Source organism: Cellulomonas sp. P5_C6 (genome assembly GCF_054049635.1).
On the sequence record NZ_JBFULZ010000222.1, the window covers coordinates 1 to 6361 of the forward strand.

The window sequence follows — 6361 nt, forward strand, 5'->3', positions numbered from 1 at the left end:
GGGCTGCGACGGCGGCGGCTTGCGCGTCGGCGGCTGCCTGGGCCGCTGCCGCGTCCGCGGCCCGTTGGTCCAGGACGGCCTGCAGGGCCGCGACCCGGACCTGCGCGTCGGCCACCTGGGCCTCCAGCTGCGCCACCCGCGGGTCGGGCGTCGCTGCGGGAGCCGGCGCGGGTGCGGCCGGCGCCGCGACTGCCGGGTCGTGCGACTCGGCCCAGGTCAGGCCGACGCCGAACAACCCGGCCGCGAGCGGCACGAGAGCGAGTCCGACGAGCCCGCGCCCTCGCCGTGCGCGCTCAGTCATCGGCGCCGTGGTCGTCGGAGCCGGAGTCGACGGACTCCGAGTGGTCCGAGCCCGAGTCGTCGGAGCCGTGGTGGTCGTCCTCGGTGGCCGAGTCGTCGTCGGCGTCGTCGCCGTCCTCGTCGGGCGACGTGGTCGGTTCGGCGGTCGGCGCGTCGTCGTCGCCGGGGGAGTCGTCGACCCCGGTCACCCGGTCGTCCGTCGCGTCGTGGCTCTGCGGGTCGTCGGAGGTCGTCGAGGGCGGCAGGGCCACCACCGAGGTCGTCGGGAGCGCGGTCGGTGCGTTCGCCACCGCCAGCTCGAGTCCGTCGATCTGGCCGTTCAGCGCGGCGAGCGACTGCTCCAGCTCGGCCGTGCGGGGGTCGGCGGCCGTGGTGACCCCGGGTGTGGGGTCGTCGGACGGCGCCGAGGCGGCGGCGACGGCCGCCGTGCCCAGCCCGACCAGGACGACCGCCGAAGCGCTTGCCACGGCGGTGCGGCTCTTCCAGGACATCCCGGTCCTCCTCGTTCGGCGACCCTCGTGCGGGGCGCGGAGCGACCACCGTCCCGGTACCCGGGTGAGCGCGGCGGCAATCCCCGGCTAAGGCTCCGCTAAGGGCGTCGGGAGCTCGAGGGTGATCGACGAACCGGCGTGGCCGGCCGCGGGCCGGATGACCAGCCGCCCTCCGCCGCGCTCGGCGGTGCGGCGGGCCACGTCGAGCCCGAGCCCGGTCGATCCCGCGCCGCTGCGCCCGCGCTGGGCGAGGTCGTCGGCAGGCAGGCCGGGTCCGTCGTCGCCGACCTCGATGTGCACGACGCCAGGGGTGGTCTCGACCGCCAGGGCGAACCCGGTGCCGGGTGTGGTGTGCCGGAAGATGTTGTCGACCAGCACGTCCAGCGCCGCGCCGAGCTCGTCGGCCGCGACGGCGACCAGCGCGGGCTCGTCGGGCACACGGACCCGCATCGCGCGGCCTTGGTCGACCGCGAGCACCTGCCAGAAGCGGGCGCGGTCCCGCACGACCTGCCGGGCGTCCGACCGGCCGGGAGCGGCCGCACCGCGCCGGCGCGCCGTGGCGATGACGTCGTCGACCGCCTCGACGAGGTCGTCGACGTGCGCAGCCATGCGCTCGCGCTCCTCGGGGTCGCCGAGCAGGTCGACATCCAGGCGCAGCGCGGTGATGGGGGTGCGGAGCCGGTGCGACAGGTCTGCCACCGCCTCGCGCTCGTCGGCCAGCAACCCGGCCACCCGGTCGCCGAGGCCGTTGAGCACGATGCCCACGGAGGCGACCTCCGCGGGCCCGGACGGGGTGACACGGGCGTCGAGGTCGCCGGCGCCGAGCCGGTCGGCGACGCTCGCGAGGTCGCGTACCGACCGCGAGAGGCGCGCCGCCACGCGGTCCCCGGCGACTGCAGCGCCGGCCAGCAGGGCGACGCCCACCGCCGCGAGCACGGCCCACGACCGTGCCACGCCCTCGGTGAGCGCTGTGTCGGGGACGAACGTGCGCACGACCGACACGCCCGACGTCCCGCCCACCGGCAGCAGCACCTCGACGCCGCCCTCCGTGCGCGCCGTGAGCGCGCGCCCGAGGCTCGCCAGCTCGACCGCGGGTGAGGGGTCCGCCGGGGCACCGACGGTGGTGCCGTCGGGCCGGAAGACGGTGGTCAGGCGGCCGACGTCGTTGACGTCGAGCACGGCCGCGGTGAGGCGTGCGTCGTCCTGGCCCGCACCGCCGGCGAACACGGCGACGCTCTGCGCGTCCTGTCGTGCCGCCGCGACGGCCCGGTCGGCGGCCAACGAGCGCGAGAGCAGACCGAGCGGCACGAGGAAGGCGATGAGGACCACCGACGCCATCGCGACGCCGTAGCGGACGAGCAGGCTCCTCACGGCGGGGGGACCAGCTTCACACCGACGCCGCGGACCCGGTGGAGCAGGCGCGGCTCGTCGGCGCTCTCGCCGAGCTTGCGGCGCAACCAGTGCAGGTGGACGTCCACGGTCTTGTCCGCGCCCCCGTACGGCTGGTTCCACACCTTCGCCAGCAGCTCGCGCTTGCCCACCACCTCGCCCGGGCGTTCGGCGAGATAGCTGAGCAGGTCGAACTCCTTGGGGGACGGCTCGAGGGGGACGCCGTCCAGCACCGCCGTCCGCGAGCGGGCGTCGACCACCAGGGGGCCGACGACCACCGGTCCGGCGGGGCGGCTCGTCTCGGAGCGGCGCAGCACCGCGCGGATGCGTGCTTCGAGCTGGTCGGCCGCGAACGGCTTGACCAGGTAGTCGTCGGCGCCCGCGTCGAGCAGCGCGACGATCCCCGCCCCGTCGTCGCGGGCGCTGATCACAATGACCGGGACCTCGCTGACCGCGCGGATCATGGCGAGCAGCGACGCGCCGTCAAGGTCGGGCAGGCCGAGGTCGAGCAGCACCACGTCGGGCGGGTGCGCCACCAGGCTCTGCAGGCCGTCGAGCGCCGTCGGCGCGGTCATCGTCGAGTGCTCGCGGGCCGACAGGGCGCGCACGAGAGCCGTCCGGATGGTCGCGTCGTCCTCGATGATGAGCACGTCGGCCACACCCCGGACGGTAGGCCATCGGGGGCGACCGTGGGCCTCCGCGCGGCCCGTCGCGACCACCCTTGTCCTCGTCTTAACCCTGCCTTTCCGGGCCGGCGGGGCACGATGGCGCCGTGCGGACCGGGTCGACCACGGGACGCCCGCGCCGGCTCACCCGCGCGGGCGCCGTCGCCGTGCTCACCTGGGTGCTCGCGGTCGTCGTCGGGAGCGCGATCGCCTGGCGGGCCCTCGCCGTCGTCGACTCGGGCGAACGGACGGGGGTGCTGAGCCAGGCCGAGGTGGTCGATGCCCTCTCGCAGGCCCAGGCACCGGTGACCCCGTCACCGTCCGCGACGACGCCGGCGCCCGGGCCGACCTCGACGCCCACCCCCACGCCCGCGCTCGTGCCCACGCCGACGCCGACAGCCACGTCGACCCCCGTCCCCGCGCCTACCCGCACGACAGCCCCGACGCCGGCAGCCCCGGCGATCGTCGAGGTGGCGCGCACCTGGACCGTCCCCGGGGGCATCGTCGCCGTCACCTGCAACGGCGCCGCCATCACCCTGCTGTACGCGACCCCGTCCGACGGGTGGACCGTCGAGGTCGGCGCGACGGGTCCGGAGCGCGTCGACGTGGAGCTGCACCGCGACAAGGCCGAGACCAAGCTCACCGGGACCTGCGTGGCCGGCGCGCCCGAGCCCCAGATCGACTCGGAGGTCGACGGGTCCGGGAGCGGCTCGGACGACCGGAGGTCGGCCCGGGTCAGCCCGTCGCCAGGGGCCGATGACTGACCGCCCCGGGGGCGTGCACCTAGATCCCGCTGACGCTCGGCTCGCGAACGGACAGCCAGCGGGACGCCGCGACGGACTCGCCGAGCCCCACGGCGAAGAACACCCACTGCACGGGCGACCCCCAGCCGATGAGCGGCAGTTGCACCAGCACCCAGCCGGTGAGCAGGAGCCCGGCGGCGAGCCCCGCCTGCGCCGCGTGGGGGTGGCGGCGCAGGCCGAGCACGAGGGCGACGCCCTGCGGCACGGCCACGCACAACCCCAGGGCCACGGCGGGGAGCACCGGCCCGTCGACGACGGGCAGCTGGTCGACCAGGGTCTCGAACTGGCCCGACAGGAACCCCTGCACCCCGGCGAGCGCGCCGACCGTGGTGACGCCCTCGAGTGCGAGCGTCCAGCCGCGGGCAGCGCGACGGGTCATGGCACCAGGGAGAGGTCCGAGGACTCCAGCTCCTCCGGGTACGCCTGCAGGAGCCGGTCCGCGAGGTGCCGCAGGGCTCGAGCCGCCGCGATCTCGGTCCCGACCGCCGGCGCATCGTGGTCGTAGGCGCTGAACCGTCCGCGGCCGTAGCCGTCGAGCGTCGCCCCGGTCGAGGAGGTGAGGACGGCGTGGGCCCTGGCGGTGGGGTCGTCGACGGCGTCGAGGTAGATCGCCACGTTCCAGGTCTCGGTCACGGCTGGGCTCCTTCGTCGTCGTCGCACCCTCGAGCCTGGGCGGAACCCGGAGGAATCACCAGGGCCCAAGGTCCCGCGGATCAGGGGACGTTCCGGGCGATCACCGATGGATGAGGCGGGTCGGCGGCCGCATCCTGGTGGTGCCCGGTCATCGAGGCCGGTACGAGAGGAGCACGACCATGGGCACCATCCACGACAGCATGGCTCAGCAGGGTCTGGTCCGGCCGCTCGACGGCCGCGTGCTGGGAGGTGTCTGCGCCGGGCTGGGCCGACGGTTCGGCATCGACCCCTGGCTRGCGCGGCTGCTGTTCGTGCTGATCCTGTTCGTCGTCCCGGGCAGCCAGCTGCTGGTCTACCCGATCCTCTGGATCCTCATGCCGGCCGAGCGCTGGGTCCCCTCGACCGCTCCGGCGAGCCCCGGCGCGTGACGTCCGGCTATACCGTCGCGGACAGGTGCCGCGGTCGGCGCTGCGAGGGGAGCAACGAGCTGGTCGGGCCGGGGAGGGCCTTCTCGAGCTCGTCGACGAGCGACCGCCAGCACCGCTCGGCCTGGCGCATCTGCGCCGACACCGTCTCGGGTGCCACGTGCCCGACCGTGCCGGCGCCGCCTGCGCCGTCCAGCGCGTCGAGGCCCCGCTCGATGGTCTGCCGGGTCGCCCGGTAGTTCGTGGTGTCCCGCGACGTCGGCGGCGTCAGCACCTCCAGCGCGGCGGCGCCGTCGTCGAACAGCGACCGCACGAGCGCCACCGCGTGCGGTCGGTCGCTCATCGACATCCGCGCCGAGGCGTCGGCCACCGCGCTGACCAGGGTCGACTGCGCGAGCCTTTCGATCGTCGAGCGCAGTGCGTCCGGGTCCAGCTGGATGGCGAGCAGCAGCACCACGGTCCGGCCCAGCAGGGTCTCGGACCTGACCCGCGCGATGCGCCGGCGCTCGGCGGCCTCCCGCGCCTCGTTCTCGGCCCGCAGCACCTCGGCGTGCGCCTCGCGCTCGCGCCGCTCGGCGGCCTGCCGGGCCGCGGTGGCGCGCCGGGCCACCAGCTCGGTGGCCACGCGGACGTGCTGCTCGCTCTCGGCCTGCCCGCGGTGCATGAGCTCGACCGCGCACGGGTTGACGGGCGCGGCGTACCCGGTGCCGGTGTAGCCGAAGAGGGCGATCCGGTGCTCCTCGGCCCACAGCACCGCGGTCTTGGTGTACCCGGACCGCGAGTAGAAGACGGCGACCGAGGCACCGGCGGCCACGCGCAGGTCCTCGAGGTCGTCGCGTCCGACGGGGCTGCGGCGGTGCTCGACGCGACCGGCGAAGTCGACCCCGATCAGGTCCAGGTCGGTCGTCGTGCCGCTCGGCGTGACCCGGACGTCGGTGCGCGCCAGGACGGTGCGGGCGTGCCGCTCGGCGAACCGCTCCGCATCCCGCCACTCCGGGTCCTTGCCCGCTACGCTCACGTCCACCTCCTCGGCCGCGTGCCTCGTGCGTCGATCCGGCCGGACGGTCAGATGCCGACCTCGACGCTATTGACGCCGTCGAGGTCCGTAGTCGGCCATCCGGGTGACCCCCCTGGCGCAAACCCGCGTTCCGCCCACACCGCCGGACGAATCGACCGGGTGATTTTGCGCTCAGCGGCGCCGCAGACCAGTTGCCGACGGGCAACCGTTCACCCGTTCGCCTGCCACCCCGTCCACCTGAGCACGCGCGCGCGGATCACCGGGCCGAGCGGCGGGACCTCGCGGTAGGGCGGGTAGCGCTCCTGCAGCGCCGCGAGCTCCTCCGGCGCCGGTGGTCCGTCGACCACCTCGGCCGTGGCGTCGACCCGGACCCACCACAGCGCGGACCAGTCCGCCGACCAGTGGTCCACCAGGAACGCGACCGGCGGGTTCTCCTCGATGTTCCGCAGCCGGCGCAGGTCCGTGGAGCGCTTCGGCTTGTGGTCGACGGTCACCACCACGACGTCGCCGAGCACCGCGAACGTCACCGGGACGAGGTGCGGGCGACGGTCGGTCCCGGTGGTCGCCAGGACGGCACGCTCGGCGGCGACGAACCGGCGCCTGCACTCCTCTGCCCTCACGGCCACCAGTCTGGGAG

Annotated in this window: 9 protein-coding genes and 1 pseudogene; 2 read left to right on the plus strand and 8 right to left on the minus strand. The window is 75.3% G+C overall.

The window, feature by feature from the left end:
• The 4 genes and pseudogenes from ACXJKG_RS18430 to ACXJKG_RS18445 form a co-directional block, all read right to left on the minus strand.
• Positions 1-301, minus strand: a pseudogene (locus ACXJKG_RS18430) (hypothetical protein); the annotation flags it as partial.
• Positions 294-791 (minus strand): hypothetical protein, encoded by a 498-nt coding sequence (locus ACXJKG_RS18435; protein WP_456847195.1) that lies wholly within the window; start codon positions 789-791, stop codon positions 294-296. The pseudogene ACXJKG_RS18430 and the gene ACXJKG_RS18435, both read right to left, overlap by 8 nt.
• Positions 792-878: 87 nt before the next feature.
• Positions 879-2162: an ATP-binding protein gene (locus ACXJKG_RS18440; RefSeq protein WP_456847196.1), complete on the minus strand. Its 1284-nt coding sequence runs from the start codon at positions 2160-2162 to the stop codon at positions 879-881.
• A complete protein-coding gene (locus ACXJKG_RS18445; protein WP_456847197.1) occupies positions 2159-2839 on the minus strand; it encodes a response regulator transcription factor in 681 nt (226 codons plus the stop codon). Before ACXJKG_RS18445 ends, ACXJKG_RS18440 begins: the two co-directional genes overlap by 4 nt.
• A 113-nt stretch (positions 2840-2952) precedes the next feature.
• Here ACXJKG_RS18445 and ACXJKG_RS18450 point away from each other — a divergent pair, with 113 nt between their 5' ends.
• Positions 2953-3609: a hypothetical protein gene (locus ACXJKG_RS18450; RefSeq protein WP_456847198.1), complete on the plus strand. Its 657-nt coding sequence runs from the start codon at positions 2953-2955 to the stop codon at positions 3607-3609.
• Between the two features lie 19 nt (positions 3610-3628).
• Here the strand turns inward: ACXJKG_RS18450 and ACXJKG_RS18455 are convergent, their stop codons facing one another.
• Complete coding sequence (locus tag ACXJKG_RS18455; RefSeq protein ID WP_456847199.1) at positions 3629-4027, minus strand: hypothetical protein; 399 nt, start codon at positions 4025-4027, stop codon at positions 3629-3631.
• Positions 4024-4281 carry a dsRBD fold-containing protein gene (locus tag ACXJKG_RS18460; RefSeq protein ID WP_456847200.1) on the minus strand — a complete coding sequence of 86 codons (258 nt, stop codon included), beginning with the start codon at positions 4279-4281 and terminating at the stop codon, positions 4024-4026. The genes ACXJKG_RS18455 and ACXJKG_RS18460 overlap by 4 nt, the downstream gene beginning before the upstream one ends.
• A gap of 179 nt (positions 4282-4460) precedes the next feature.
• On the opposite strand from ACXJKG_RS18460, the gene ACXJKG_RS18465 reads away from it, so the two are divergent.
• Positions 4461-4709: a PspC domain-containing protein gene (locus ACXJKG_RS18465; protein ID WP_456847201.1), complete on the plus strand. Its 249-nt coding sequence runs from the start codon at positions 4461-4463 to the stop codon at positions 4707-4709.
• 7 nt (positions 4710-4716) lie between these two features.
• Here ACXJKG_RS18465 and ACXJKG_RS18470 read toward each other — a convergent pair whose 3' ends face one another.
• Positions 4717-5724: a hypothetical protein gene (locus tag ACXJKG_RS18470; protein ID WP_456847202.1), complete on the minus strand. Its 1008-nt coding sequence runs from the start codon at positions 5722-5724 to the stop codon at positions 4717-4719.
• A 209-nt stretch (positions 5725-5933) separates the two neighbouring features.
• Positions 5934-6361 (minus strand): TIGR03668 family PPOX class F420-dependent oxidoreductase (locus ACXJKG_RS18475; protein ID WP_456847203.1); only part of this gene is annotated, 428 nt, incomplete at its 5' end.

Coding starts and splice junctions, on each gene's coding strand:
- ACXJKG_RS18455 (WP_456847199.1), bottom strand. CDS start 4,027: ATGACCCGTCGCGCTGCCCGCGGCTGGACGCTCGCACTCGAGGGCGTC.
- ACXJKG_RS18435 (WP_456847195.1), bottom strand. CDS start 791: ATGTCCTGGAAGAGCCGCACCGCCGTGGCAAGCGCTTCGGCGGTCGTC.